The 24,561-nt window shown below is 39.6% G+C and carries 21 protein-coding genes; 9 read left to right on the top strand and 12 right to left on the bottom strand.

The genetic code is table 11. The features are described from left to right. The first annotated feature begins 194 nt into the window (after nt 1-194). Together RM549_RS03420 and RM549_RS03415 are read left to right on the top strand one after the other, a co-directional pair. Nucleotides 195-959: a LytR/AlgR family response regulator transcription factor gene (locus RM549_RS03420; RefSeq protein WP_311681260.1), complete on the top strand. Its 765-nt coding sequence runs from the start codon at nt 195-197 to the stop codon at nt 957-959. A 1-nt stretch (nt 960) separates the two neighbouring features. Next, nucleotides 961-2,061, top strand: coding sequence for a sensor histidine kinase (locus tag RM549_RS03415; protein ID WP_311681258.1), 1,101 nt, complete (start codon nt 961-963; stop codon nt 2,059-2,061). 349 nt (nt 2,062-2,410) lie between these two features. Here the strand turns inward: RM549_RS03415 and RM549_RS03410 are convergent, their stop codons facing one another. Genes RM549_RS03410 through RM549_RS03400 form a run of 3 tightly spaced genes read right to left on the bottom strand, consistent with a single transcriptional unit; the run spans nt 2,411 to nt 8,088 of the window. Then, nucleotides 2,411-5,539, bottom strand: a complete 3,129-nt coding sequence (locus tag RM549_RS03410) for an efflux RND transporter permease subunit (protein WP_311681254.1) — start codon at nt 5,537-5,539, stop codon at nt 2,411-2,413. Between the two features lie 5 nt (nt 5,540-5,544). Next, on the bottom strand, nt 5,545-6,756 hold the full coding sequence (locus tag RM549_RS03405; RefSeq protein ID WP_311681249.1) for an efflux RND transporter periplasmic adaptor subunit: 1,212 nt from the start codon (nt 6,754-6,756) through the stop codon (nt 5,545-5,547). 18 nt (nt 6,757-6,774) lie between these two features. Then, complete coding sequence (locus RM549_RS03400) at nt 6,775-8,088, bottom strand: efflux transporter outer membrane subunit (protein WP_311681657.1); 1,314 nt, start codon at nt 8,086-8,088, stop codon at nt 6,775-6,777. Between the two features lie 568 nt (nt 8,089-8,656). Between RM549_RS03400 and RM549_RS03395 the strand changes: the two genes are divergently transcribed. Continuing rightward, nucleotides 8,657-8,863 (top strand): hypothetical protein, encoded by a 207-nt coding sequence (locus tag RM549_RS03395; RefSeq protein ID WP_311681246.1) that lies wholly within the window; start codon nt 8,657-8,659, stop codon nt 8,861-8,863. Nucleotides 8,864-8,950: 87 nt separating this feature from the next. Here the strand turns inward: RM549_RS03395 and RM549_RS03390 are convergent, their stop codons facing one another. After that, the gene (locus RM549_RS03390) at nt 8,951-9,100 is read right to left on the bottom strand and encodes a hypothetical protein (protein WP_311681240.1); all 150 of its coding nucleotides are present in this window, start codon (nt 9,098-9,100) and stop codon (nt 8,951-8,953) included. Nucleotides 9,101-9,610: 510 nt separating this feature from the next. After that, nucleotides 9,611-9,877, bottom strand: coding sequence for a hypothetical protein (locus RM549_RS03385; RefSeq protein WP_311681232.1), 267 nt, complete (start codon nt 9,875-9,877; stop codon nt 9,611-9,613). A 610-nt stretch (nt 9,878-10,487) separates the two neighbouring features. Between RM549_RS03385 and RM549_RS03380 the strand changes: the two genes are divergently transcribed. Then, entirely contained in the window at nt 10,488-13,133 is a 2,646-nt protein-coding gene (locus RM549_RS03380) for a PAS domain S-box protein (RefSeq protein ID WP_311681226.1), read from the top strand. A gap of 25 nt (nt 13,134-13,158) precedes the next feature. Here RM549_RS03380 and RM549_RS03375 read toward each other — a convergent pair whose 3' ends face one another. From RM549_RS03375 to RM549_RS03350, 6 genes are all read right to left on the bottom strand, one after another. Next, nucleotides 13,159-13,476: a hypothetical protein gene (locus RM549_RS03375; protein ID WP_311681221.1), complete on the bottom strand. Its 318-nt coding sequence runs from the start codon at nt 13,474-13,476 to the stop codon at nt 13,159-13,161. Between the two features lie 80 nt (nt 13,477-13,556). Beyond that, the gene (locus RM549_RS03370; RefSeq protein WP_311681216.1) at nt 13,557-13,991 is read right to left on the bottom strand and encodes a hypothetical protein; all 435 of its coding nucleotides are present in this window, start codon (nt 13,989-13,991) and stop codon (nt 13,557-13,559) included. Continuing rightward, on the bottom strand, nt 13,954-14,394 hold the full coding sequence (locus tag RM549_RS03365; protein ID WP_311681209.1) for a GreA/GreB family elongation factor: 441 nt from the start codon (nt 14,392-14,394) through the stop codon (nt 13,954-13,956). The genes RM549_RS03370 and RM549_RS03365 overlap by 38 nt, the downstream gene beginning before the upstream one ends. A gap of 22 nt (nt 14,395-14,416) precedes the next feature. Continuing rightward, nucleotides 14,417-15,697 carry a Glu/Leu/Phe/Val family dehydrogenase gene (locus RM549_RS03360; RefSeq protein ID WP_311681205.1) on the bottom strand — a complete coding sequence of 427 codons (1,281 nt, stop codon included), beginning with the start codon at nt 15,695-15,697 and terminating at the stop codon, nt 14,417-14,419. A gap of 354 nt (nt 15,698-16,051) precedes the next feature. Then, the gene (locus tag RM549_RS03355; protein ID WP_311681656.1) at nt 16,052-17,368 is read right to left on the bottom strand and encodes a sigma-54-dependent transcriptional regulator; all 1,317 of its coding nucleotides are present in this window, start codon (nt 17,366-17,368) and stop codon (nt 16,052-16,054) included. Between the two features lie 3 nt (nt 17,369-17,371). Next, entirely contained in the window at nt 17,372-18,469 is a 1,098-nt protein-coding gene (locus RM549_RS03350) for a sensor histidine kinase (protein WP_311681201.1), read from the bottom strand. A gap of 256 nt (nt 18,470-18,725) precedes the next feature. Here RM549_RS03350 and RM549_RS03345 point away from each other — a divergent pair, with 256 nt between their 5' ends. Both RM549_RS03345 and RM549_RS03340 read left to right on the top strand, forming a co-directional pair. After that, nucleotides 18,726-20,312 carry a hypothetical protein gene (locus tag RM549_RS03345; protein WP_311681195.1) on the top strand — a complete coding sequence of 529 codons (1,587 nt, stop codon included), beginning with the start codon at nt 18,726-18,728 and terminating at the stop codon, nt 20,310-20,312. 48 nt (nt 20,313-20,360) lie between these two features. Then, entirely contained in the window at nt 20,361-21,752 is a 1,392-nt protein-coding gene (locus RM549_RS03340; protein ID WP_311681187.1) for an aldehyde dehydrogenase, read from the top strand. A 405-nt stretch (nt 21,753-22,157) separates the two neighbouring features. On the opposite strand, the gene RM549_RS03335 is transcribed toward RM549_RS03340, so the two are convergent. Further along, nucleotides 22,158-23,081 carry a LysR family transcriptional regulator gene (locus RM549_RS03335; RefSeq protein WP_311681180.1) on the bottom strand — a complete coding sequence of 308 codons (924 nt, stop codon included), beginning with the start codon at nt 23,079-23,081 and terminating at the stop codon, nt 22,158-22,160. An 85-nt stretch (nt 23,082-23,166) separates the two neighbouring features. Between RM549_RS03335 and RM549_RS03330 the strand changes: the two genes are divergently transcribed. Genes RM549_RS03330 through RM549_RS03320 form a run of 3 tightly spaced genes read left to right on the top strand, consistent with a single transcriptional unit; the run spans nt 23,167 to nt 24,556 of the window. Further along, the gene (locus RM549_RS03330; RefSeq protein ID WP_311681173.1) at nt 23,167-23,418 is read left to right on the top strand and encodes a hypothetical protein; all 252 of its coding nucleotides are present in this window, start codon (nt 23,167-23,169) and stop codon (nt 23,416-23,418) included. 11 nt (nt 23,419-23,429) lie between these two features. Next, nucleotides 23,430-23,720, top strand: a complete 291-nt coding sequence (locus tag RM549_RS03325) for a hypothetical protein (RefSeq protein WP_311681165.1) — start codon at nt 23,430-23,432, stop codon at nt 23,718-23,720. After that, nucleotides 23,720-24,556, top strand: a complete 837-nt coding sequence (locus tag RM549_RS03320) for a DUF6671 family protein (RefSeq protein ID WP_311681159.1) — start codon at nt 23,720-23,722, stop codon at nt 24,554-24,556. The genes RM549_RS03325 and RM549_RS03320 overlap by 1 nt, the downstream gene beginning before the upstream one ends. The last annotated feature ends 5 nt before the right edge of the window (nt 24,557-24,561 follow it).

Below are 24,561 nucleotides of genomic sequence, written 5' to 3'. Positions count from 1 at the left end.
GTTTTGTATTAATCTCAATTTTAAGTCGTTCATATCGTATTTCAGGCCATCCGCATCAGTTTTTAATTATCGGCAATTTTATTTCATAATTTTTCGGGCTGGAAGCTTTTCCGAAGAAATAAGAGGAGATAAATTTTAGCTTTTAGGAATAACATATTCATAAAAAGTATAAAATTGCAGTAAAATTACTGATTATGAGAGCGTTAATAATTGATGATGAAGAACTCGCTAGAAAGCGGATTTTAAACCTTTTGGAGGAGGTTCCGGAAATTAAAGTTGCAGGGGAATGTTCTAATGGTAAAACAGCCATAAAACAGATAAACGATCTTAAGCCCGATCTCATCTTCCTGGATATTAATATGAAGGATATGAATGGGTTTGAAGTTTTACAGAAAATAAATATTTCTCCTAAGCCAATTGTGATTTTTGTCACTGCTTTTGATAATTATGCCAGCAGGGCTTTTGATGTGGATGCTTTTGATTTTCTTTTAAAGCCTTTTAAAGATCAGCGGTTTTTTAAAACAATCAGTAAAATTCTGAATATTTCCCGCAGTGAAGCCGATAGTAATTTTGAAAAGAAAATAAGGGAATTGTTCAACATCTATTCCAGGGAAACAAAAGGTGGGTCTTCCCCGGTTAAAATTCCGGTAAAACAGGGAAATAAAACAATGCTGTTGGATCCTTCAGAAATAAGCTACATCATCGCTTCCGGTTGTTATGCCGAAATTTTTACTAGCAATAAAAAGTTCGTTCTCCGGGAATCTTTAAATAATCTAGAAGAGATGCTGGATACTAATATTTTCTTTAGGATTCACAGGTCTACGATTCTTAATCTTAATCATGTAAAGGAAATTGTGCATTCAGATTACTCTGAAATTGACGCCCGAATGACAGATGATAAACTGCTACATATTAGCAAATCCAATAAAAAACAATTCCTGGAAAAAATAGGAATTTAACATGAAAATTCATCTTAAAAAATACCTGGACGTAAAACTTATCCTGCTTTTAACCGGGTTTTATGCACTTTTTAATATCGTGTATGTGGCTAAAGCGGCTTACATGCATCATTATTTCCCAAGGATGCCGGAGTTCCCGTGGCGTGACTTCCTGTTGTACAATATTTTGGTGGATTGGGTAGTGGTGGTAACGTACATGACGCTTATCGCCATTAACACCAAAAAGCTGCTGAATAAAAATTATTCGTGGGTTAAAATTATTTCCATCCACACGCTTTTTTCGATATTAATCGGATTAATTATCAGGATGATATTTGATATTTTTGGGATCCTTGCCGGTCATATAGATCCTTCAGAATATGAATTACAGGAGAGTTTTCACCGGTTTGTGGCGGTAATGGAACTTAATTTTTTGATCTATTTCGCGATGATTTTCATCATTTACACCTACTATTATTTAAAGCAAGTAAAAGAAGCAGAGAAACGCCACAGCTTGTTAGAGACTCAGTTGGTGAATACGAGAATGAAGATGCTTTCTTCCCAATTGCAGCCGCATTTCTTGTTCAATACGCTTAACAGCATTTCGGTTTTGGCAGATCTGGATGCCGGCAAAGCGAAGGATACTATTGCAGATCTCAGCGATTTTCTGCGGGAAATATTGTATAGCAGCGACGAAAATGAAATTAGCCTTGGAAAGGAATTAAAAACACTGGAATATTATCTTAATATATTGAACATCAGGTTTTCAGATCATTTAAAGATTACAAAGGTTATCGATGAGGAGTTACTTAACAAGAAAGTACCGGCGCTTATCCTGCAGCCAATTATCGAAAATTCAATTAAACATGGATATTCCTACGGGCATACAGATCTGGAGGTTCACATATCGGTACAGCAAGAAGGGGATCACCTGCAAATAAAAGTGGAAAATAACGGAGAGCCAATTAGGCTGTCTGAAGTTGAACTACAGAAAAAAGGGGTTGGTTTGGCAAATATTAAGGATCGTCTTAATAATCTCTACGGAAGTGATTTCTTTTTTAAGATTCGTAACAAGGAAAACAACGTGGGAGTGGAAACGATTGTCTGTATCCCGCTGAAATAATGCCTTTTTCTTCTGAAATAGTTTAAATTCAGTAACATTCAGCGCTTTTTGTTATTTTTTCACTGTTTTTCGTGTGGAAAGCAGAAGGAATTCTTCTTAAGAAGCATTTTTAGCTGAAAATGTTAAATTTAAAGGTTATAGGTACTTCATTATAAGTATTTTATAAGTGAAAATACCATATTTTGGGTATTGATATGTAGCTTCAGAAGTATTAATTTCAATTTTAACAAAAGACAACTATTCTTAGTTTAATTTGTTTTAGTCTATAGTTAAAAATGCCAGTTTTCGACCTTCAGTTTGAGTAGGGGCAACCTGAAGGAGTGGAAGCTGGTATTTTTATTAATTGCACTTATGTTGCTGAAGTCTCTGGATTTCGTTTTACAGTTTTACCCTTTTTAATAAGCAGCGTAACATCTTCCAGCGCCAGATAAAGACAGGGTACAATAACCAAAATAATGGAGGTGGCAAAGATAATTCCGAAGCCCAACGAAATAGCCATTGGGATAAGGTATTCTGCCTGGCTTGAAGTTTCCATGATAATAGGGGTGAGGCCCCCAAAAGTAGTGAGGGTGGTAAGCATAATTGGCCGGAAACGCCGAAGCCCCGCTTCATGAATGGAATCATAAACCGAAAATTTTTCCCGTTGTTTATTGGCAAAATCTATCATTATCAAAGAGTCATTTACCACAACACCAGAGAGGGCAATAACGCCCATCAAGCTTACTACAGAAAGATCGTAACCCAGTAGAATATGTCCTATTACGGCTCCCACAATTCCAAAAGGAATGGCAGAAAGTACAATAACGGGCTGGGTGTAACTGCCAAAAGCAATGGCTAAAAGTGCATAAATAATTAACATAGCCATAGCAAAGCCGCTCCATAACGAATCTGTAGATTCACGCATATCTGCCTGGCTCCCTTCAAAACTCCAGGTAAGCCCCGGAAAATCTGCTCTCAGCTGAGGTAAAACTTCGTTTTGTACCGATTCCAGCACCTGGCTCACGGCATTAGAAGGTTCTACATCCATTCCTACATTTACCACTCTGCGTCCGTCCCGACGGTTTATACTGGTAAAGGCTTCCCGCTGTTCCACCTCTACCACATCTAAAAGTGGAACTTCAACTCCGGCGGGAGTACGAACAAGGAAATTCTCGAGGTTATCGATATCCCGTCTTTCTTCCAGTGGCAGTTTAACCCGCACTTCAATTTCGTTGGTGCTTCTTAGTTGTCTCATGGCAAGAGCCCCAAAAAAGGCATTTCGCACCTGCCGGCCTACTTCATTAGAGGTGAGACCAAGATTCCTGCCTTCTGGTAGAAGCTTAAAATCGTATTGAAGTTTTCCTTTGTCATAATTATCGTTGAGGTCGCGGGTATTTTCAAAAGCTTCCATCTCTTCAAGAAACTTTGTGCTTGCCTGTTCCAGCACATCAATATCTGAATGGCTAAGGTCTACGCTAATATCCTGCTGATAGCCACCTGGCCCGCGTTCTGCTTCAAAAGTAATCTGGTCCACACCTTCAATTTCTCCAATATTGTCGCGCCATAATTCGATAAGTTCCCGTGCAGACATATCCCTTTCATCGGGTGGAAGCATTACAATTTCCACATCAATAAAATTTTGTCCGCGTACGTTGGTTTTCACTCCTTCTGCCACTTCGAAGAGGTTATGTTCTTCAAACATTAGGCGTGTAGATTCAGTAATTTCTTCGGCAACTTTGGCAGCCTGTTCAGGAGTTGTGCTTACAGGTAGTCGCACCCCGGCTTCAATTTCATCGGCTGCCACTTCAGGCATCATAATCATTCCCATATGATCGCTGTAGCCGTATCCGCCTACGATTAGCAGAAGTGCTACAGCAGCGCTCAATGTGATATACCGGTATTTAAGACAAAGGTCCAGCAGGGGGCGGTAATATTTATCAATAACACGGTTATAACCTTCAGCAAAAGATTCCTGCATTTTTTCCAGTTTGGCTGCCCACCCTTTTGTTTTTTTATCTTTAAGATGCCCAAGGTGCGAAGGCAGTATAAAAAGGGCTTCTAATAGGGAAACAGCCAGAATAACAATCACAACTGCCGGCAGCGGCCACCAGAATTTCCCTGTTTCCCCGGGCATAAAAAGCAGCGGTACAAAAGCGATTATTGTAGTGAGGATGCTAAAAATTACCGGTTTCGAGACATCTTTGGTTCCTGCAATGGCAGCATCTATAGGGTTCATTCCCTTTTGCCTGTATTCATGGATGTTTTCACCTACCACAATGGCATCATCCACCACAATCCCTAAAACTACAAGGAAACCAAACATCGAGATCATATTAATGCTTAGTCCTACCAAGGGGAGGAATATCATGCCGCCAATAAAGGAAATGGCCATTCCCATCATCACCCAAAACGCCAGCCGGTATTCCAGGAACAGCGCCAGTATTACCAGTACAATTACAATAGCCATAATTCCGTTTTCTGTAAGCAAGGCTAACCTTTCGCGGTAATCTTCGGCACTATTACTGTCTACACGAAATTCCACTCCCGGAGGTAGTTGAAAATCTTCCATAATTTCCAGAACCGTTTCTTCAATATCCAGCGGGGACTGATCCCCAATGCGGTAAATACTAAGGTCTACGGAAGGGCTTTGATTAAATTGTCCGTGAAATCCGGTTTCTTCAAATCCGTCGGTGATGGTTGCTATATCCTTCAGGGTAACCCGTGCGCCTGAAGCAGAGGAGACAATAGTAATATCTCCAAATTCTTCAGCCCATTGTTTACGTTCCTGCATGCGGAGCAAAATTTCCCCGGAATGGGTTTCAACTGCACCCGCCGGCACATCTTCGCTGGACTGGGCGACAATATTCGCCACCTGCCCCAAAGTAAGGTTATATTGTCTAAGATTATGCCGCGGGATTTCAATATGCGTGACATAATCTGGCACATTTCCTATTTCTACCTGCGTAATTTCCGGATCGCTGAGAAGTCGGTTGCGGAGCCGTTCAGCAAGAATCCGAAGTGTCCAGATGTCTGTTTCCCCGTAAATGGCAATTTCCATTACATCCCGTTGGCGGGACTGGAGGTTTACCTGCGGCCGCTCAATATCATCGGGAAAAGTTTGTATGCGCCGCACTCCCTGATCTATATCCTGAAAAGCCTGCATCCGGTCTGTACCGGCTACCAGTTCAATAAGAATATTTCCTGAACCTTCATTAGCGGTGGAAGTAATTTCTTTGATGCCCTGAATGCCGCGGATTGCTTCTTCTACCGGAAGTAATATCCCCTGTTCCACTTCAGCAGGAGCAGCACCGGGATAAACCACATTTACCTCTACATAATCCAGCTGGAACTGCGGAAATACTTCCTTTTGAATATTGAACATCGTCCAAATCCCGCCACCTATTAAAATGATCATTAATAGGTTTGCAGCAATAGAATTCCTGGCCATAAACGCTATAGCTCCTTCTTTCCGCACTTTTCTATTCTCCGGCTTCCCCATTTCTTTTATTCCTCCGTGTTTCGTTCCTGCTGGTTGTTGTTTCCGGAAGCATTTTCAGATTCTCCCGTTCTTAATTTGACCCCTTCAGAAACAGTGCTAAGATTTGTGGTCACCACTTCTTCCCCTTCACTTAAGCCGGAGCTTATATATGCATATTCCGAATCTGTAAGAATGATTTCCACTTCCCTGATGGAGAGTTGCCCATCTTCATTTACCCACACGGTTTGATTATTCCGAAGGTAATCCCGGTTTAATCTTACCACATCATCAATTTCCTTTGCCTGTACATTTGCTTCTACAAAACCTCCTATCATAAGTTCCCTTTGAGCGTTGGTAGTATCTTCTCTTGCCAATGGATCATCAACTCTCACGAGAACACGTGCAAGACGGGTCTGGTCATCGAGTGCGCCTACCTGTTTATCCAGATAACCTGTCCGGAAAACATCCTTTGGCCATCCTGAATTCCTGATTACTACCGGGGATCCGGTTTCATCATCAGATTTCGGAAAGGATAACCATTGCAGCTTATCTACGGGAACTGTAAGGGTAATCCAGTATTGTTCGCTGCCCACTAATCTTCCCAGCTCGTCACCGGGTGTGACCTGTGATCCCACCGTTACATTCTGGCTCAAAATATGGGCATCAAAAGGAGCTCTTATTGTTGTGCGCGATAATTCAAGTTCGGCTTGGGCGACAGCTGCTTCGGCAGCTTTCACCTGCGCTCGTATAGCATCCAGCTGAGGTTTGCGGAGTACCAGGGAGCGCTGGTTTGCAGAGAGCGAATCGACCTCGGCAAGTGCCAGGTCCTGTTCTGCAACTTCCTGCCGTCCCATTTCCATGTTAAGATCGGTTTGTACCTGTAGCAAATCGCTTCTGCGTAACTCCAGGGTATTCCGAAAATCTGAAGGATCGATTTGCAACAAAACCGCTCCCTTTTGCACAAACCCTCCCGGAATAAATTCCGGAGACCTGCGTATTACCTGTCCACTCACCTGCGGACTCAGCATTACGTCCTCTACCGGTTGTACCATACCAGTTGCCTGAATTACCGGCTGGAAATTGCCATGTTCTGCCTCTACAACATCTACCAGCATTGCAGTTTGTTTGGTTGCACCTTCAGAACTTGCCGTGGGTTCGGTAGAAAAAATAAAATAAGTAATTACCACCGCGAGAAGCAGGATGCCAAGGCAGATCATCAATATTTTTTTTGTGCTCATAAGTGCCTTTCTGTTTATTTAAAATTCAGCGGTATCAGTGCGTTCAGTTTCAAATCCGCCAGCAAGCGCACGGTATAAAGTGATCCTGTGTTCCAGGAGCGTTTGCTGTGCTTCCAGAATATCCCGCTGTAACTGCTGTTCCTGATCCAGCGAAAGCAGTACATCCAGGTATTCACTAAGTCCGTTAAGAAATTCAATTCTCAATTGTCTATTTGTTTTTTGCGCAAGTTCCAGTCGACGTTCCAGTACTTCAATTCTCTCTTTTTGCTTTTGTTCCTGGATAAGGGCATCTTCCACTTCCCTAAAAGCTTCCAGCACCGTTTGCCCATAGAGGTAGAGCTCCTGGTTTTTTAAAGCTTCAGTGCGATCAATTTCTGCACGAATGCGGCCGCCATACAACAGCGGTGCCACAAGATTTCCGGCCAGAGTGTATGCCCAATCCTGGAAAAGGTTGTTATAATTATTGGATCTGGATTGAGCGCTTAGGTCAAAAGAGAGACGCGGATACTTACTTCTTATAGCTTGAGCCATTTCCCGGTCTGCAGCCAAAACAAAGTTGTAAGCCTGCTTAACGTCGGGCCGGCGCCTGATAAGCTTCAATGGAAGGCCGGTCTCGGGAAGAGGAGGTAATTCCGGAAGTTCATTTTCTGGTGTGATAGTGAAATTTTGAGGTGGACGTCCTAAAAGCAACGCCAGTCTGTTTTGAAGTAGCATCAATTGTGTTTCAAAGAATATCTTTTGATCCCGTGTACTTTCCAGTAACTGCTGCTGGCGCAGGATATCTACGGCCCGTATTTGTCCGCTAGTAAATCTGGCGCGGATAAGCCTTATAATTTCTTCGTTGGTTTCAATTTGCTGATTGGTAAGTTCCAGTTGCTTTTCCAGAGTGAGCAGCTGGAACCAGGTGGTGCTAATTTCTGCGGAAAGGGTCATAGCCGCAGCCTGGTAATCATAAAATGAAGCTTCTGCCCTAAATTCTTCCGCCTGAATTCCTGAACGAATCCTTCCCCAAAGATCGAGTTCATATCCTGCAGCAAGACCTGCCTGAAAGTTTTCACCACCTGCAAAATCTGGTTCCGGCCGGCTTATGGCGCTTCGGGCTGCAAGATCTATATCTGGCCATAAAAAAGATTTTTCCCTCCTCACAATGGCTTGTGCGGCTTGAAATTGTTCCCATGTGGCTGCAAGGTTGAGGTTTTCTGTAAGGGCGCTGTCAATAAGTTTGTTTAAGTCAGGATCATCAAAGGCAGTCCACCATTCTTCTGGAATAGCCTCGGTCCCGGTATAGGAGAAAGCTTCTGCTTCTTCAATGGGAGCTTCTACGTTTTGCAGTTTTGGGGAGCAGCTAATAATACAAAAAAAGAGTAGGGGCAGCCATAATAGAAATGGTGACCTTATAGCAAATGTGCCGGATTTTGCCGGAAAAATTGTTTGAGGTAAAATAATTTCAGCTTCAATAAAAACAGGAGCTTCTGTAGCATGAAAATGCTACTTTTATTACCCACTGTTCCAGGTTCTTAATTCTTTACACATCGGTATTTCCTAAAGTTACTATTTTTTTGGAAGTTAACAACAGGTCTTTATCTGGCAGGAAAAACTTTATGATCTGTTTAATAGCCGTGCGGGGCAAATCAGAGGGTAGGAGGGGTGAAGTGGCAAGAGCGAATAGTAGATTCTCCTAATAGCACGAGAGGCGGAACTATATATGAAGATAATCAGGATTTTAAGTGGTAGGTCATTTTTATAGCCCTGAGGGAAATTATTAAGCATTCTTTCCAGTGTAGGGCTGTCTGGCGTGAGGTGAACCCATAGAGTAACCGGTGAAAAAATATCTTCCGAACAAGAACTTATTAAGATTAGCAGCACATTTCAAATTCCAGGATCATAAAACTTTTCAGCTATGATGCTGAAACAAGTAAATTATGACACAGTTGATCATACAGGCCGATATTTGCCATTTACAGGCAGCCTCTTTATTTCTTCACAAAAAAATAAACCTTTGTTAGGCGTAACAAGTCTCTGGAATAAAACCCACTCTAGTCTGGCTGAGCCTGTCAAAGGCATTTTCCTTGACAAATTTTTAATCACCAAATTTCAAGTTCAATAATCAGGTTCAATTCATCCAAAAAGAACTCTGCTGTAGACCTTAAGATAAGGCTTCAGTTTAAAAGATTAGTAGAGAAATTATAAAGTTCTATGCTCCATTTACAATTACGTTCACAACAGCGCTAATCACTGTAAGAAGAATAAAAGCAAGGACAAGCGTGAAGAAAAACTTCACATAAGGATTAATGCCCTTCATGGTAACTCTATAATTATCAGCAAAAGCAGAAAAGATTTCCATGGCGATAATTTTTAAGTTAATACTCTGTATACTATTAATTTAAGCATAAAGATCAATACTTAAAATTTTATTCGCTGAAAGGTAGAATTATCTGTTTAAAGGTTTTTTTAGATTAAATTCTTATAATAATCTCATTTTTTCCTACTCATTTTCTTCAAACTGATAATTTTTTCTGTTTATACGGAAATTGTAGCATTCAGAAGAAAATTTCGGGAAAATGAGAAGTTTTTAATCGTAATACTTAGGTTTAAAGCCTAAATTCTAGTTGAATGAATGGATTGTTAGAAAAAAATTCTCCATAATAGCCAAAAATAAAATTTTTAGCTGAATTAATGTGGTTGAAGCTTGCCTTTTGAAGTAAATCCATTATTCTCCCCAAGAACATTAGAAAGAATTATAGTATAGTAACATGCTGAAGGCTCAATATGTGGAGGGTACAAAATTGGCATTTTGCACTGTCACTTTAAAAGCCCTGTTTTTTCTTGCAGAACGAAAAAGAGGAGCTGGTTTTTAAATAAAAACCATATCCTCTTTTAATTGCTCATCATCACAACGCAGGTTTTCTTTAAAATGATACTCGTTTAGTAGTTTCGCCACTACTTCCCCAATGGCATCCTGCCGCTGTTCAGGTTTGTCCATAAACTGGATCTTTCCCCAACCTCGAATATCACAAACCATCATCTTTTTTGCGTCTTTTATTGTTTGTTGTACCCTGTCGTATTGAACAGGAAACTCGATGGTCTCACGAATAAGCCTTTTTTCTTTTTCTAAAATCATAATATTTGATTTAAAAATTATTTTATTCAAAAGTAATGGCGATTTTGCCGGTGGGGGTTATGTATAAATTAAGGTTCGGTACCATCCGTTATTATAGCGTTAAGAGTGGAGAGTTCAACCGGTCAACACAAATCACGGAGGTTCATTCTTTATCCCCAATAAAGGAACAGTGCTGAAAATGGCAAATATCTACCTGTCGATAATTGCCATTTTTTGGGCACAGACTTTTTTCTGATGAAATCCAAATGTTAAACAGTTTTAGAGAGCAAAAAGTAATGATTTTTTAAAAGGTTATTTGAACTTTTTCCGGTTGATGAAGAATTTTGAAAGGGACCCGAGTGCAAAAAAACATGGGAATTAGTGAAAAATATGTTCTTTTGTGAAAACTATTAATTTTAGCAGCAGATTGGAGGAAAAAGAGGAAATAAGGTACTGCTTTAAATGGTGCAGCTATGATTAATTCAGAGAGGACAAATTGTGAAATAAAACTTCTTCTTGTTTTTTAAAGAAATTAATATAGTTAATTAGCACAGGAGCAACGCTTCCGAATAAAAATGGTAGCAATTTTGATAATGATTTTTTTGTCAGGATTACCACAAGAAAAAATTTCATGAAGAATAATATAGACGGTGCTAAGAGCCCGCTAAAAGATAGAACTGCAGGTATTAACTTGGCAAAATCTATTGTTTATACCGTCAAAGAGCCGGTAGTAGTGGTAGATAAGCAGGGAATGGTAATACAAGCCAATGATGGTTTTTATTCCACATTTAAACTGCAAAAAGAAGAAAATTCAGCATTAGCATTAGGCGAAAGAGAGATTTTTTTGGAGCTGGACGAACTCCTCAAGAATGACGAATTGCAGGAGAAAGGTATAAAGGATCTTGAGGTATCTTTCAATATTCTACAAGCTGGTGAGCAGAAATTCCTTGTTAATGCCGCTACTCTGGATAAGGAGAAGAATTCGTCAGATTTAATTCTTATTTCATTTAATAAAATCAACTCTGAAAATCAGGAAACAAAGGCAGATAAAGATGACTTGGAAAACTTCCGGGATATTTTCTCCCAGGCCCCTGCCATGATTTGTATTTTACGCGGTCCTAAGCATGTTTTTGAACTGGCTAATGATAATTATTTTCAACTGGTTGCGAATAGAGATATTTTAGGTAAGGAGGTAAGGGAGGCCTTGCCCGAAGTAGAGAATCAGGGATTTTTTGAGCTGCTTGACACCGTGTATACTTCTGGTAAATCTGTTACAGGCAATGAGATGCCAATAAAAATGTATACAAAAGATAACAATTTTAAAAATTCTTATGTAGACTTCGTTTACCAGCCAATATTAACGGGATCAAATGAAGTAAACGGGATATTTGTGCACGCCGTAGATGTTACCGAGAAGGTGGAGGCAAGGCAAAAACTTGAAGAAAGAGAAAATGAATTACGCCAACTAATAGACACAGTACCGGCAATTATCTGGATCACCCGACCCGACGGACAAAATTATTATCTCAACAAAAACTGGTATGAGTATACAGGCCAAATTGAAAGTGAGAGTACAGATTTTGGTTGGTTAAAGGCGGTGCATCCGGAGGAAGAACCCCGGGTGAGGCAAATTTTTAAAAAGGCAAACGACAATAAGGAGGCTTTTAGTATAAGCTTTAGACTGCGTAACAAAAATGGGGATTACCGATGGGTTATTGATAGCGGCAGACCAAATTATGATGCGGGTGGTGAATATTTGGGAATGATAGGAACTGTGGTAGATGTGCATGAGGAAAAAGTAAAGGAACAGCTAATAAGGGAAAAGGAGCATCGTATAAGGTCTATTATAGAGGAAGCAAATGTGGCGACCGCGCTTTATACCGGCAGGGAAATGAAAATTGAAATAGCCAATGATGCCATGATAGAGCTTTGGGGTAAAGATCATTCGGTAGTAGGAAGAACGTTGAGAAAGGCTTTACCAGAACTGGAGGGGCAGCCTTTTCACGATTTGCTTCAGGAAGTCTATGAAACCGGGGAGACTTATTGGGGTAAAGAGGATCCGGTCAATTTGATGATAGATGGCACATTGCAGTCTGGTTATTTTAATTTTACTTATAAAGCCTTACGTAACGAAAAAGGTGAGATCTACGGAATTTTAAATATGGCTGTAGATGTAACCGAAATGGTAAAATCCAGGGAGCTTCTAAAGGAGAGCGAATCCCGTTTTAGACAACTGGCCGATTTAATGCCTGAAAAAGTAGCCAATACAGATGCAGATGGTAATTTTATTTATTTTAATCAGGGATGGTTGGAGTATACAGGATTTACAGCTGAGGAGCTTACAAGAAAGGGCTGGGTGAACTTCATCCATCCCAATGAAAAAGAAGAATATCTCAAAAGCTGGCAAAATTCTTTGGAATCGGGCAAAGATTTTGAAATGGAATTCCGTTACCTTAATAAAAAGAACAGATACAAGTGGCACCTTAGCAGGGCAGAAGCGGTAAAAGACGAGAGTGGAAAAATCAAGATGTGGATTTGCACTGCCACAGAGATTCAGAAAATAAAGCTGGAGGAAAAACGCAAGGAAGATTTCCTGAAAATGGTGAGCCATGAATTAAAAACCCCCATTACCTCCATTAAAGGTTACGTTCAATTATTGTTAAGTCTTTTAAAAAAGGAGAAGGAGCAAAAGCTTTCCGAAAAACCTTATGAAATGTACCTGGTACGTGTGGACCATCAGATTAACAGATTGACGAGGCTTATTTCAGAAATGCTGGATTTATCCCGGATCGAAAAAAATAAACTGGACCTTCAGAAGGAAACTTTCAGCCTTAACAGTCTTGTAGCAGAAACCGTTCAGGATATTAATTATACAAATACCGGCCATAATATCTATATTACCGAAGACTACAACTGTAATATTCATGGGGATAAAGACCGTATCGGCCAGGTTTTAATCAACCTGGTGACCAATGCTATTAAATATTCACCTTTTAACCGTGATATTGAGGTAAGGATAAGTAAAGCGAAGGGGAATAAGGTTTCAGTAAGTGTAAAAGACTTTGGAATTGGTATAGGACAGGAAAATCAAAAGAAAATATTTAAACGGTTTTATCGTGTAGATGGCAATAATGAAGAGACCTACTCCGGTTTTGGTATAGGTTTATATCTCGCTAATGAAATAATAAAACGACATAACGGAGTTCTAAGAGTAAAAAGTGAAGTGGGTAAAGGTTCTGTTTTTACCTTTACATTATTTGAAGCCTCAGAGCTTTAGATTATATTATAAGCTTACTTTCTTTCTAAAAAGAAAATTTTTTAATGAATAAATTATAAGATATAACCAAGGCAACTCCTATAATTCCGGCATCGGCGTAGATCACCATCACAAGCCACTCATTAAGAAATTCCATGATATTTTCTTTATGGAGATAAATAAGTCTGATACTATAAACTCCCAAAATCAGGGACATACTTTTACACAATTTTATAACAAAAATTGTATCGAGCACATTATCTGCCTTTGCTATTCTTCTTAATATTCCTAGTAAACCCTGATACAGAAATAACATAGTGGCGAAAAAAAGAAGAACGTTCAATATAAGAAGAGGGAGGGTCATAAAATCATTTTTTTAAAATTGGGTCCGTATTACCTTCTATACCGGACATCCGGACCCAAACAATTAATAAATAAACCTAACTACTTTAAAAGATAGCTGTCGATACCCGCTTTTACATATCGAAAAGCGGATGCTTTAATTCTTCTGAATTCCATAAAATGTTTTTCGAACATTTCTTTTAAATAAAGATGTTCTTTGAGGTACTGGTTATCACACTGTACATCATCGCATTCCTTCATATTTTCCAAAGAGTTCTGAAACCTGATACAGGTTTCTATATGTGACTCGTTGGAATCTTTTAAATCCTGAAGTTGCTGAAATAAGTAATTTGCGTCCTCACAATTAGATCTTGTCCTTTCAATAAGATTGGACGATAAGAGAGTAGTGTAAAAATGAATTTCTTCATTGGTAAATTCCAGTTCTTCTCTCCAGTTGAAGACTTCTTTTGTCATTCCCAGATCCCTTATTTCTTCCTCATTATGATGTTTCTGAATGTTGTTTATTAAATTTTCCATTGACTGCAATTTTTTCTGCTTGTAAAACCTTTATTATTTTTATAGAACTTTCCCCCATCGGGAATTGCCAGCTAACTTCATCTCCTTCAGCATAACCAAACAGAGCGAGGCCCATTGGTGCAAGAATAGAAATTTTATCTTTTCGCAGGTCACTCTTATCCGGTGTGACGATTTGATAGGTCTTTTTTACCGCGTAAGGTGTTTCGATGGTCACCAGGGAATTAAGCCTTATTACATCCTGTGGCATCTTTTCTATAGTAACAATTTGTGCATGTTTAAGCTCCTCATTCAGCTTTTCAATAGAGGTTTTATAAGTATTATCCTTGTAATATTTCGCCAGGGACATTACCTGCTTTAAAAATTCTTTTTCTTTCTTTTCTATAATTAATTTTCCGTATTTCATATTCGTTTTTCTTAGGTAATAACTATGGGAAAATTCCTCTTTGAGTATAGGCTGTTTCTATTCTGGTGATCGCCAAAATGTATGCGGCTGTACGCCAATCGACTTCCCGTTTCTGTACTTCAGCATGTATTTTATAGAAGTTTTCTGTAATTTTTTTCTCCAACTTTTGTAAAACTTCTTCTAATTGCCATAGCTCTCCGTTCCTGTTTTGTAACCATTCAAAATAGCTGCCTATAACTCCGCCGGAATTACAAAAGATATCTGGCAGTATAGTTACCCCATTTTGGAGTAAAATCTCCTCGCCTTCATTATCTGTAGGTCCATTTGCTCCTTCTGCGACTATGCTTGCTTTTATTCTATAAGCATTCTCTGCGGTAATCTGGTTGCCCAGGGCTGCCGGAATAACAATATCACAGTCAAGGCCAAAGAATTCTGTAGCGTCTATTTCATTGGCTTCAGAAAAACCTTTTATCGAACCTTTTCTTGGTTCGGTATGTTGTGCCAGTTTTTCAGAATCAATTCCGTTTTCATTATAAATCGTAGCATGTGCATCCTGGACAGCAATTAGCACTGCACCGTCTTCAATTAAAAAATGTGAAGCCCAGTAACCAACATTCCCATATCCCTGGACTATAAAAGTTTTTCCTTTTAAATCTTCTCCCTTTGTTTTAAGCAAGAGTTTAATGCTCAGATAAACACCATAACCTGTTGCCCGGTCCCGACCTTCCAAGCCGCCAGATCCAACCGGCTTCCCAGTCACTACGTGCTGATTGTGGGAACGCTCTGAAGTGGATTTGGTAGACATATACGTATCTGCAATCCACGCCATGGTTTGGGTATTGGTATTAACATCTGGCGCCGGGATATCATGTTCCGGTCCTATATTTTCACCAAGGGCATAAGTAAACCTTCTGGTTATTCGCTCCAGTTCAGCCAGGGAATAATCCCGTGGATCTATCTGGATTCCGCCTTTTGCGCCGCCGTAAGGAAGTCCAGTAAGGGAGGTTTTCCAGGTCATCCACATTGCCAGTGCTTTTGCAGCATCGATATCTACCGTGGTGTGGTAACGTAAACCGCCTTTATAAGGTCCCAGGGCATTATTGTGTTGTACCCGATAGCCCGTAAAAACCTCTACCTTACCATTGTCCATCTTCACAGGAAAATGAACAATAATTTCGTTGTTGGTAATTCCAAGGATCTTTCGGATATTTGGGTTAAGCTCGATGATATCTGCAGTTTTGTTAAACTGCTTCATTACAGTATCATACATGTTTTGCTTGCTGATAGTTTTTGTCTTTAGCATATTTTTTTATTCAAAATGTTCACAGTATAACTTCCTGTTTTCTTTCCAAACGCAGGATCGTCTGTTGTCACAATTAAAGCACAGACCCTTTAACATCTCTTGGGTAACTTGAAGATTCATTATAGGCTGTTGCTTTTTTTTGGGTGAATTTTTCTTTTCTAATACTTCCGGTGCCATCATTTATCTTTTAGGTCTCTAAAAGTCAAATGATATGCCGGGGAAGCTTATAATGAAAAACTATATTATAAAACACTGATATACATTAGATTATAAATAATTAAAAATTGTAAGGAGGTGCTAAAGGCGGGGAGGAATGTACCGGTCGGGGAAGAATGACCCGGTCCGAAATATTCATTATTTTAATTTGTTCCGGAGAGTTTTTCTATCAATTTGCAGAATTTCTGCAGCCCGGGTTTTGTTGTTGTCAACGGCTTGTAAAACATTTAAAATATGTTCTTTTTCTACCTGTTGAAGGGGTTTTAGGGTATTTTCGGAAACGGGCTGGGGATATTTCAGATAATCCGGAAGATCTTCTAAATCAATTTGTTTTTCACTCATAATTATTGATCTCTGGATGATATTTTCCAGTTCCCGAACATTTCCTGGCCAGGGATGTCTCTGGAGAACTTCTGCGGCCTTTTCAGTTAACCGCATTCCGGGTTTGTTGTATTCCAGTCCGTACTTTTTCAGGAATGTTTCTGCTATAAGCAGAATATCTTCCGGTCTTTCCCGTAGTGGGGGAGTAGCAATGTTTACCACGTTTAACCTGTAGTAAAGGTCCTCCCGAAAATTGCCATTTTCGACCATCCTTATAAGATTGCTATTGGTTGCGGCCACAATGCGGACTTCAATTTTCCGCGATTTTTGTTCCCCTATCATCCGTACTTCTTTCTCCTGAAGAACTCTGAGCAGCCGGGTTTGAACTGTGGAAGAGGCAGTTCCAATTTCATCCAGGAAAATAGTGCCACCTTCTGCAGCCTGAAAGAAACCAATCCTGTTTTCAATAGCTCCCGTAAAAGCGCCTTTTTTATAACCAAAAAGTTCTGCTTCAAGAAGATCTTCAGGAATTGCACCACAGTTCACCGCTATAAAAGGATTTGCGGCAAAAGAACCTTTATAATGGATGGCTCGGGCAACGAGTTCTTTGCCTGTCCCGCTCTCTCCTTCAATTAAAATTGTGGCCCTGTTGTTTTTCACACGTTCTATAGTATCAATAAGAACTTCAGTCTTTTTTGACTGCCCAACAATACCGGCATAAACCTTTGGCTTATCCGAAGCTTCAATGTTAACCTTATCTACTTTTTCCGGAAGGGATTTTTCCACAGCCTGCTTTAGTTCCCCCGCAGTAAAAGGCTTGACCAGATAATCTAACGCACCAGATTTTATTGCGCCCAGGGCTCCATCTACAGAGGGATAGCCTGTAATTACCAGTTTGGGAACCCGTGGAAAATGCTCCGTTACATATTTAACGAGCTCCATCCCATTTATTCCGGGCATTTGTAAATCTGTAATGAGCAGATCTATGGAATTGGATTTAAGGATATTTATGGCTTCAACTACAGAAGTGGCTTTATAAGAATAGTATTGTTGTTCATGAAGCTGCCGTTGCAGCAGTTCCAGCATATCATAATCATCATCAACAATAAGAATATTTTCTTTTTTAAATTGCATCATCTAAAACTTTAGAGGGAGTTGAATTTGAAAAATGGCACCAGCGTTTTCATTATCAAAAATCGCGATTTCCCCTTTATGACTTTTTATAATTCCGTGGACTACGCTCAAACCAAGACCAGCACCTTCGCCTATAGGTTTTGTGGTGAAAAATGGTTCAAAGATTTTAGCTTTTAATTCGGAAGAAATTCCGGGTCCTTCATCTGCAATTTCTAAACAAAATGATTTCTCGTTGCTGGTAACGGTTATTGATATTGTGCTTTTTGGAGGGGAGACGTAGATTGCATTGATTAGAAGATTGAATAAAACTTGCGTAAACTGAATCGAATCCAGCTGTGCTTCAAGTTTCGGGTTATCTATATGAAATTTATGATTAACATTAGCTTTTTCGAAATTTGGACCGAGTAATGCAAGTGCCTGAAGGATTACTGGTTGTATCTGGATCGCTTTCTTATCCTGTGGCATTTCACAAGCAAAAAACATAAGTTTCTTCACCACTTCCCGGGAAAAAATTGCCGACTTAATTATTTTGGAGGCATCTTTTTTTATTTGAGGATTTTCAGATTTGGAAGCGATAAGCTCTGCGAAACCTAAAATGTTACCTAAAGGCGTATTAAGCTCGTGTGCAATCCCTGCAGTAATTTCGCCCAGGATGGAGAGCCTGTCATTTCTTTCAGCAATTCTTTTTAGGTGTTCTTCTTTATGATGAGCCTCCAGTCTTTCAAAAAATTCGCTTATCTCGATAGCAAGCTTGTTAAGCAGTTTTTGCTCCTCTTTTAGAAAATGTGCTTTTTGATACTTTTCAGCATTATAATGAACTATAAGAGCGCCAGATTCTTCTCCAAAGATCACAATATTACTTTGCTGGGTTACAGTTTGGGTAGGAATGGTAGCGGTGGTTATGTGATAATCTTTTAACTTAAGTTCCACAATAGCATCTTCATGATAAAGCCAGGCCTGCCCTGTAATTTGGCAAATTTCGGTAAGTGTGGAAGTTACAGAATCAGAATGTTTCCGTATGGCAGAAGATACATTATAGAGACAGGTTAATTCTTTAACCCGCTCTTCAAGCCGTTGTTCTACTGAAATTCCTGTTTTCATCTTTCTGTAAATTAAACTGCAATATAAGCCTTTAAAAATTCAGATTAATAGGTGAAAGAACAGTGCTTAGTTAGGATATTTTGCAAAAATGAAGATGATTTACACACTGGTAATTAATAAACCAGATCAAATTTCTTCCGAAGAAGTGGAAGCGGAACAACTAATACTGCGGTTCTTAAAATCTTTATATACCTTCATCTCCAGTAGTCACTCATTAATTGCTAAATTGTGAAGAAGCTATTAGAACAGCAGGAGAATGAAAAGAAACAGAAGACTTTACAGGACATTTTACAAACTTGAGGAGCAACTGGAAATACCCATGTTTTTATTGGCGCTGGTATGGCTTTATTTATTCATTATAGAACTTGTAAGAGGTTTAACGTCATTTCAGGAAACGCTTATCTACATTATCTGGGGACTATTTATTTTTGAATTTTTAGTAAAGGTTTTACTGGCACCCAGAAAAGCCAGTTTTATTAAAAAGAACTGGATAACAGTTCTGGCACTTTTAATTCCCGCTCTACGGGTTCTTAGAATATTAAATGCCATTAGAATACTACAGTCGGTAAGGATTATAAATTCTACCAGGGTGATAAGGGCTATAACTTCTGGAAAGCGATTTTTTAGTGCATTAAAGGAAGCCCAGGGCCCCCAGCCAAAACCCGAAATGGAGGTGGGGATCCTTATTGCCTTCAGCAGAGTTCAGAATAAGGAGGTGCTTATTGCGTATGCAGAACAACTGGTTGAGGATGTGAAAGATGAATTAAAACATAGCACCGGGATCAACTGGTATTTTGATATTGTAGATTCTACAAAACTGGAAAATGACCGCTCAAGATTTCCTTCAGAATTTCTTGACGGTGCCAGTCTTAGAATGGCAGAAGGTCCCTATGATCTTGTCACGGTAATAACAGATGTTGGGCTTATGTCGCGAAAAAATAACCTAGTGGCAGGACTTTCCTCTTCGGTAACGAGAATTGTGGTGCTTTCTACCAGGAAACTTACTTCTACCGGAAGAAATGAGCCAAGGCTGGAGCTTAGTGACTCCAGGACGAGGTTTAACAGCGCTAAAATTTTTCTTCATCAGGTAGGGCATTTGTTGGGGCTGGAACATACCTCGCCGGCTGTGAGCAAAATTATGGGCGCCAGATCTTTTAATGAGGAGATTCCTAAAATTCCTTCTTTTACTGCTGAAGAAAAAGAAAAATTAAAGAAGAACGCGAAAAAAGCGCCCGACAGGGAACTGCAAGACGCAAATGATCTGGAAACTTTTATTTTTCATGTTTTAATGACCTTCAGGCACCTGAAGGATTTTATAAAACCTTTGCTTAAAAACAGGGCACTCCTGCTGCCATTATCTTTGCCCGGTTTGGCTACAGCAGCCGTAGCGCCGGCAATCATCCTTATTTTTACGGCAGAAATCTGGGATGTTGGCCTTGGAATGACTAACGGGACAGCTGCTTTTTTCGCAATTATCAGTATAATGCTGGCGAGCTTCTATCTCGTGCGGGTGCAGTCGCTTTTTCTTCCCAGAAAAGAAAAAAGGATACTTACAGAACATCTGGCGGTGGCAAACAGCGTAATTTATTTCAGCATCTTTCTGGCCTGCATCGGTTTATTTTTGCTGGTGGGCGGGCTAATGATGATTATTGAAATTTATGTATTTCCCCCAGATTTGATGCAAACCTGGCCCACACTTAACAAACCCGAAATCCTTCTAGAAGATAAAATCCGGCTGGCGGTTTTTATTAGTACCGTAGGAGTGACAACAGGAGCATTGGCGGGAGGTCTTGAGAGTCGGACGCTTATTCAGCATCTTGCATTGTTCCGAAGCAGGGAATGATGGCTGATTGTCTGAAGAAAAAAGTTGGAGTTGCTGAAAAATTTAATTTTGAAAAAGACAGAAATGAAGGAAACGAATGAAGCTACGATAGATAAAATCCTGAAAGCACAGCGGGATTATTTTGCAACGCACGAAACAAAGTCGGTTGATTTCAGGTTAAACCAGCTTAAGAAATTTAAATCGGCCATTGAAAAGAATGAGAAGAAAATTACCGATGCGCTTCACAAGGACCTGCATAAATCTTATGAAGAAGCTTATTTAACCGAAGTGAGTATTGTACTTCAGGAACTTAAAAACCATATCAAAAATGTGAAAAAGTGGAGCAAACCTCACAAGGTTTCTACTCCGCTTCACCTTTTACCCTCCAGGGGTAGTTTACACCACGAGCCGCTGGGTGTTTCTTTAATTATCGCACCGTGGAATTATCCTTTTCAGCTGCTTATGAATCCTTTGGTAGGCGCTATTTCTGCAGGATGTTGTGCTGTTTTAAAACCTTCGGAATTTACTCCGAATACCGCACAGGTAATGCAGGAAATTATTGCTGAAATTTTTGATGACAATTACATCGCGCTGGTACAGGGTACGCAGGAAACCGGGGAGGCTTTGCTGAAAAAGCGATGGGACCTGATTTTCTTTACCGGAAGCACCGCCGTTGGAAAGATTGTAATGAAAGCAGCTGCTGAACATCTTACTCCGGTAGTTTTGGAGTTGGGAGGTAAAAGCCCATGTATTGTAGATGAAACTGCCAATCTTGAAATTGCTGCCCGCCGGATCGCCTGGGGGAAAACCATTAATGCCGGCCAGACGTGTATAGCACCAGATTATCTGCTCGCGCACGAAAGCATTAAAGAAGAACTGATTGTAAAAATAACCGAATCGTTTGAAGATATGTTCGGGGATGAGCCACAGGAAAGCAAATTCTATCCGCGTATCATCCACGAAAAAGCTTTTGACAGGTTAAAAGGATTAATGCAGGATGGGACTGTAAAATCTGGTGGGGAGACAGACAGAGAGGAGAAGTTTATTGCGCCTACTGTTTTGGATAATGTAAAGAAAAGCGATCCTGTAATGCAGCAGGAAATTTTTGGTCCTATTCTTCCGGTGCTTTCATATTCGAAAATGGAAGAAGCGCTCGCTTTTATTAATCAGAATGAAAAACCGCTGGCTTTGTACTACTTCGGAAAAGAAAAGAATGCCAAAGAGGTCCTGACCAAAACCACTTCCGGCGGAGTCTGCATTAATGATACGCTCATGCACATTACCAATCATCATTTGCCTTTTGGAGGCGTAGGCGGCAGCGGAATGGGGCAGTACCACGGCAAGGAAAGCTTTAAAACCTTCAGCAATCAACGAGCAGTGGTGAAAACCCCTACCTGGATCGATGTGTCTTTTAAATATGCACCTTTTAAACACTTTAAGTGGATCAGGAAGTTTGTTTAGGAGTTTTTGGGTTATTTGAAAGTTGCCAGTCGCTAGGAAAAACCCACAACTCACAACCACATTCAAGATTGTGCCTCAAAAATGGCAATTATCGACAAGTATAAATACTTCTTTTAAAAGTTCGTAGTTTTTGAGGTGTAAGCATTTCCACTACGTTGTGACAGTAGGTTAATAGTTGATATAAGCTTTTATATAAAAGTCGAACTCTAAGAATGGCAATTACCGGCAATGCAAAAAGTCTTAGTTTGTAGTCGTGAAAAAGAACAACCGATAACTCACTACTGACAAGCCTTAAAACAATCAATAAATCTGATCGAAAATTACTAAAAAACATGAGGGGTTATAAGAAGTTCTTATGGGAGTGATAAATCTTTTTCTTTAAAATTTTTTATAAGAAAACAGGAGCTAATATTTTTCAAACCATCCAAACTTTTCTTTAATAATTTTACTTTTTTCCTTTTCTACATATTCAAGATAGGCAGAGGCAGCGGGGGAGAACTTTTTGCCTTTCATCCAGATTATTTGCCAGTTTGATTTTATTGGAAATCCGCCCACCGGTATAATTTCCAGATCTCCATTCCGCAGCTCATTTTTAATCCCGATTATCGGCACAACAGAATATCCTAATCCTGCTATAACCGCTTGTTTTACAGCTTCGTTTGAAGTTAATTCCATTTTTTTGAGAATAGGCAGATTGTGCTGTTTCATAAAGCTTTCCATTACATGTCTTGTCCCGGATCCCTGCTCCCTGTAGATTAGAGGAATCTCTCTAAAAACTTCCCTGCTGTGATGTGCTAATTTCAACTCCTGTTCTCTGCCTCCCACAAGAAAAAGTTTATTTTCCATCAAGCCGATACTTTCAATCTGCAAATGATCTGGAAGCACCGAAACAAGTGCAAAGTCAATTTCATTATTTTCCAGATTTTCTACTACCGAGTTCTTATTTGTTACATCCAGGGAAAGATTTACTCCTGGATGTGCCCGCATAAAAGCAGATAAAAAATAAGGCATTACATATTTACCGGTAGAGACCACAGCGATTTTCAGGCGGCCCACGAGCTGGTTCTGGTAGGCAAAATTCTTCATATTTATTGCCTCAACTTCTTTTAAAATATATTCGGCGGCCGTGGCTATTTCCTTGCCAAAGTCGGTGATATGGATCTTTCTTCCAATAATTTCGGTTAAAGGAATGTCAAACTGCTCCTGAAAATTTCGGAGCTGCATAGACACCGCTGGCTGGGACATATGTAGTTCTTTGGATGCCCTGGTTACACTGAGAGTTCTGGAAACCGTTAAAAAAATTTTTAACTGATGCAAGGTGTAGTTCATAAGGTTTTTTTATGTGAGTTATCAAATATATATATTTTCAGTTATACTTCCAATTTTTAAACTTTGCAGCACAAAATAGAACCAAATGATTTCAAGCAGCAGTAAAAAGAGAAACCTTTCTTCAGAAACCTCAAAAGTAAGTTTTGTGCAACAATTATCCAGTTGGACTTCAACCTTAAATCTGGAGCTATTCTTCAGCCTGTTTTTGGGCGGCATCTTCCTGGCCATCTTCATTTTTTCTGATAATGTTCTTCTGGAAGAGCTTTCTAAAGCAATGATAATAATAACCTTTTTAAGTCTGTTCCGCTTTCTAAAACCTAATTCAAATAACCTTTAAATAACAAACACATGGAAAATGTAAAATTCATTGACGGACAATTTACTCCAACAGAAGCAAAGGAGATTTTGCTTAACATGATTAGCAGTAAAATTCAGTTTCACCGTATCAAAGAATTTAGTTCAGAAATTCGTGACGGTAAACCTGCAATTAACTCACAGCAAAGAATAAAGGAGCTGCAGGAGGCTCGGGAAAAAATTATCACCTTAATGAAGGATGCTGAAAATCAGAACCAGATGATTGATCTGCAATCCACAGTGAACATATCCTACACCGCAAAAAACGAAGTAGAGAAAATATAATGTTCAAAAGCAGGCACTTATTAATTGCGACAAAACATAAGAAGGAGACCGTTCTCGCACCTTTAATTGAAAAGAGCCTGGGAGTACAATGCTTTGTACCCGAAAATTTTGATACAGATTCCTTCGGAGCTTTTTCCGGAGAAATTGAAAGGAAAGAGGGGCCGGTGTCTACGGTACGCAACAAATGTCTGGAAGCTATGAGAATTTATGGCTACGACCTGGGTATTGCCAGTGAAGGATCTTTCGGCTCCCATCCTTCAATTCCTTTTCTACCTGCCAATGAAGAGATTGTGATATTTATTGACAGGAAAAATGATCTGGAAATTACTGCTAACAAAGTTGAGGTTGAAACCAATTTTTCTACAGAAGAAATTAAGACCTGGAAAGAACTGGTGGATTTCGCAAACGAGGCTCAATTTCCCTCACATGCTCTTCTATTGCGTAGTTCAGGAGAGACCGGTAATGTGCTTACTAAAGGTATAACGGACTGGGATCATCTAAAAGCCCGTTATCAGAAATTGCAAAAAGACAGCAATACTGTTTTTGTTGAAACAGATATGCGCGCCCTGTACAATCCTACAAGAATGAAAGTAATTGAAAAAGCAGCAGAGGTGCTTGTAGAGAAAATTAAATCCTGTTGTCCTCACTGCAATTCTCCCGGTTTTGGTGTGACCGCGGCAAAAACCGGTCTACCCTGTGAATTATGTGGATCACCCACAAAATCTACATTAAGCCATGTCTATAAATGTGGAAAATGCTCTTATACAATAGAAAAGGAACATCCATTTGGCATACGTCGGGAAAATCCTATGTATTGTGATATATGTAATCCCTGAAAAAT

The organism is Autumnicola patrickiae (genome assembly GCF_031846525.1).
Taxonomy (GTDB): Bacteria; Bacteroidota; Bacteroidia; order Flavobacteriales; family Flavobacteriaceae; genus Autumnicola; species Autumnicola patrickiae.
Note: the sequence above shows the minus strand (reverse complement) of the source record. Positions and strands in the feature narration are given on the sequence as shown.

Excerpts from the sequence above, each read along its gene's own strand:
- RM549_RS03375 (WP_311681221.1), bottom strand. The coding sequence starts at position 13,476 with ATGACCCTCCCTCTTCTTATATTGAACGTTCTTCTTTTTTTCGCCACT.
- RM549_RS03415 (WP_311681258.1), top strand. The coding sequence starts at position 961 with ATGAAAATTCATCTTAAAAAATACCTGGACGTAAAACTTATCCTGCTT.
- RM549_RS03420 (WP_311681260.1), top strand. The coding sequence starts at position 195 with ATGAGAGCGTTAATAATTGATGATGAAGAACTCGCTAGAAAGCGGATT.
- RM549_RS03355 (WP_311681656.1), bottom strand. The coding sequence starts at position 17,368 with ATGCAATTTAAAAAAGAAAATATTCTTATTGTTGATGATGATTATGAT.
- RM549_RS03370 (WP_311681216.1), bottom strand. The coding sequence starts at position 13,991 with ATGGAAAATTTAATAAACAACATTCAGAAACATCATAATGAGGAAGAA.
- RM549_RS03395 (WP_311681246.1), top strand. The coding sequence starts at position 8,657 with ATGATGCTGAAACAAGTAAATTATGACACAGTTGATCATACAGGCCGA.
- RM549_RS03405 (WP_311681249.1), bottom strand. The coding sequence starts at position 6,756 with ATGAGCACAAAAAAAATATTGATGATCTGCCTTGGCATCCTGCTTCTC.
- RM549_RS03350 (WP_311681201.1), bottom strand. The coding sequence starts at position 18,469 with ATGAAAACAGGAATTTCAGTAGAACAACGGCTTGAAGAGCGGGTTAAA.
- RM549_RS03410 (WP_311681254.1), bottom strand. The coding sequence starts at position 5,539 with ATGGGGAAGCCGGAGAATAGAAAAGTGCGGAAAGAAGGAGCTATAGCG.
- RM549_RS03325 (WP_311681165.1), top strand. The coding sequence starts at position 23,430 with ATGGAAAATGTAAAATTCATTGACGGACAATTTACTCCAACAGAAGCA.
- RM549_RS03380 (WP_311681226.1), top strand. The coding sequence starts at position 10,488 with ATGAAGAATAATATAGACGGTGCTAAGAGCCCGCTAAAAGATAGAACT.
- RM549_RS03360 (WP_311681205.1), bottom strand. The coding sequence starts at position 15,697 with ATGCTAAAGACAAAAACTATCAGCAAGCAAAACATGTATGATACTGTA.
- RM549_RS03335 (WP_311681180.1), bottom strand. The coding sequence starts at position 23,081 with ATGAACTACACCTTGCATCAGTTAAAAATTTTTTTAACGGTTTCCAGA.
- RM549_RS03345 (WP_311681195.1), top strand. The coding sequence starts at position 18,726 with ATGAAAAGAAACAGAAGACTTTACAGGACATTTTACAAACTTGAGGAG.
- RM549_RS03320 (WP_311681159.1), top strand. The coding sequence starts at position 23,720 with ATGTTCAAAAGCAGGCACTTATTAATTGCGACAAAACATAAGAAGGAG.
- RM549_RS03330 (WP_311681173.1), top strand. The coding sequence starts at position 23,167 with ATGATTTCAAGCAGCAGTAAAAAGAGAAACCTTTCTTCAGAAACCTCA.
- RM549_RS03390 (WP_311681240.1), bottom strand. The coding sequence starts at position 9,100 with ATGGAAATCTTTTCTGCTTTTGCTGATAATTATAGAGTTACCATGAAG.
- RM549_RS03385 (WP_311681232.1), bottom strand. The coding sequence starts at position 9,877 with ATGATTTTAGAAAAAGAAAAAAGGCTTATTCGTGAGACCATCGAGTTT.
- RM549_RS03365 (WP_311681209.1), bottom strand. The coding sequence starts at position 14,394 with ATGAAATACGGAAAATTAATTATAGAAAAGAAAGAAAAAGAATTTTTA.